The organism is Okeania sp. SIO3I5 (genome assembly GCF_010672085.1).
GTDB lineage: Bacteria > Cyanobacteriota > Cyanobacteriia > Cyanobacteriales > Microcoleaceae > Trichodesmium.
In genome coordinates, this window is sequence record NZ_JAAHHT010000463.1 from 1 (window position 1) to 2,899 (window position 2,899).

At 32.8% G+C, this 2,899-nt stretch carries 1 protein-coding gene and 1 pseudogene; one reads left to right on the forward strand and one right to left on the reverse strand.

The window, feature by feature from the left end; all coding sequences use genetic code 11:
- Window positions 1–312 (reverse strand): hypothetical protein (locus F6K40_RS39630; protein ID WP_293145639.1); only part of this gene is annotated, 312 nt, incomplete at its 3' end.
- 483 nt (window positions 313–795) lie between these two features.
- Here F6K40_RS39630 and F6K40_RS39635 point away from each other — a divergent pair.
- Window positions 796–2,420 (forward strand): annotated as a pseudogene (locus tag F6K40_RS39635) (IS1634 family transposase).
- The last annotated feature ends 479 nt before the right edge of the window (window positions 2,421–2,899 follow it).

A 2,899-nucleotide genomic window follows, 5' to 3' on the forward strand; every position in this document is an offset into this window, starting at 1 on the left:
CTCTAGTAGATTAAACTTATCCTTAATGAAGAACTCCCACATTTGCCCTAAATTACTTTCCTTGATAGTACCTCGGTTTTGTGCATCATAAACAGGTACACTTTCTTTAACCATAATCTGAATCATCATTGGGTATGTGATTGTTACCTCTCCGCCATTCCCCAATGGGATTAATTTCCAAGCAGTTGGGAAGAGGGTATCGTACATCTCATCGACATTAAATGGCTTCTGAAAAACTACAATATACTGGTTGCCAGCATTTTTATTGCTGAGCTTGATAGTGATGTCTTGGTTATTGACAAAACCTTCCATGTTTAACTCCTTTGTTAATCGTTAATACTTTATCTAAAATGCCAATTTTTCACCTTTAACACCACCAAAGTTTACAATTTTAAGAAAAAAGTTAAGAATTTAGCACCAGTAATTCCCTAAAGCCATTCCCAATCTAAACTTCAGCTCTCGAAAAGTTAAGAACATCTCCACCATCGCTACACAAATTTCTTAACTTGGGAATTTTTCTAAAGTTACAAAGTTAAGCACTGTACTTCCGGTTTGATCTCGTAGTTCATTACTATTATCTTGGTGACAGCGCATGACATTAGGAGTTTCTTAGTCCTTTGCTCATCCCCCTTAACATTATTACCTCTATCTATTATCCCACATTCCGCACTTCAAATTGTATCACAACAGGTTACATAAAACTTGTGTATTTAATTAAGTAGAATTACTTATAGTGTTTATTGACTGTAAGTGAGATCATAAAGCTGATGATTGCGTTATTATTCAGTCAAAAAAATGTCTTTAATAGAAGAAATAACAGTTAAAAATATCGACCACTTAGGAATAGTTGCAGGACTAATTGATGAGATAGGAATAGTGGAAATAATTAACCAAAAATTAGGAGTAGATAATCGAGAAAAAATTACTACCGGACAAATAGTTAAAGCTTTAATTCTGAATGGGTTAGGCATGATATCACGTCCGTTATATTTGTTTAGTCAATTCTTTGAAGATAAAGCAGTAGAAAAATTATTAGGAACAGGTACTAAGTGTGAATATTTAAACGATGATAAAATCGGTAGAGTAATGGATGAAATTTATAAATTAGGCTTAACAAATTTATTTATAGAAATAGGATTATTAGTTATCAAAAAGTTTAATATTGAGACTAAATATGCTCACCTAGATGCCACTTCATTTCCTGCAACATGGAGAATACAATCAAATTGAATCTACAGAAAATTATGAACAAAAACCGATATTGATTACAAAGGGATACTCCCGTGACCATCGACCAGATTTAAAACAATGTGTATTAGATTTAGTTGTTAGTAGTGATAGTGGAATACCATTGTTTATGAGAACTGCTGATGGCAATGAATCAGATAAAGCAGTATTTGGTGAAATTTTAACCGAGGTGAAAAAACAGATAAAACTAGATAGTATTATGGTCTGTGATAGTGCCCTATATAGTCAAGAGAATCTGAAATTAATCTCTAATTTAAAATGGTAGACTCGAGTTCCAATGACTTTAAAAAAAGCTAAAGAAGTAATTAAATTAGACCTGGAAAAAGTAAAATTTTCCCTGGAAACAGACCCAGAAATTCAAGAAATAACTAAGGTGCTTCAAGAAAAAGGATATAAATGGTTGGAGCAAAAAGTCCAGAAATGCTGGTATAAAACAAAGATGGTTAATTGTTGAAAGTGAATCCAGAAAAAAAAGTGACATCCAGAAGTTAGAGTCGAAAATTGAGCAAGAAAAAAAGACAGCATTAAAGTTAGCTAAAAAATTAGAAACAACCGGATTTGATACAGTTACTCAAGCTCAAAATTACTTAAAATCTATCAACAAAAAACTGAAATTATGGAATGTGGAATCTTTAGAAATCAAGGAAAAAATTTTGAATAAACAGTCTATAGTCTATCATCATCACATAAAAATTCAACCAAGAGTCTCAGAGATTATTGAAGAACTTTAGTGGCAGGTCGATTTATTCTGGGGACTAATATTGAGTCAAATTCAGAAATTAAAAGTCCAGAAATACTGTGGAACTATAAAAATCAGCAGGCTTGTGAAAGAGGTTTTAGATTCCTCAAAGACCCACATTTTTTTGCTGATAGTTTTTTTGTGGAAAAACCTATGCATAGTAGAGACAATATTATTTGTTATGTCAATATGTTTATTAGTATATAATCTCGGACAAAGAGAGTTAAGAAATACTTTAAAAAGAACCAGTAATCTCCTCAAAAACCAGTTAGGAAAGCCGACAAATACTCCCACATTAAAATGGATATTTCAATGCTTTCAAGGGGTGCATTTGTTGACAATAAATCAATCTCAAAAAGTAGTTAATCTCACAGAAGAACGGAGCTTGATTTTACAGTTTTTACCCTCTTGTTGTCAAAAATATTATCTGTGATACGCTGCGGATAAGCGATACTGTTGACGCAATTTTTCGCGATCGCAATACTTGAATTGAAAAAATTGATTGATGCTCTCAATGGGAGTGTAGTTGCTCCTGTATTTTCTGCTGCCAACAGAACTCCCTGATTCACCAACAATAGTTGTGCCACTCACTTTTTTATGTTCTATCTATTAATTTGTTGGCTAAAATTTTGATTATCGTTCATGTATCTTTTCGTACTACATTATGAAGTGCGGAATGTGGGATATATCAATTAACAGATGGCAAACCTTTTACCTATTCAATAAAAAACTGAAATTGCTGAAATGCTTTGCAAATTGCTGACTGAATAATGGTTATAATAACGAATAAAAAAGTAGTCTAGTAGGGTGCGTTAGACGGCAAAAATTTAGACGATGAAAGGCATTTAACAATCCGTCGCAGGGCACCATTGAATATGTGTGAATCCTACTCAATGGTGTTATGGCGTCATC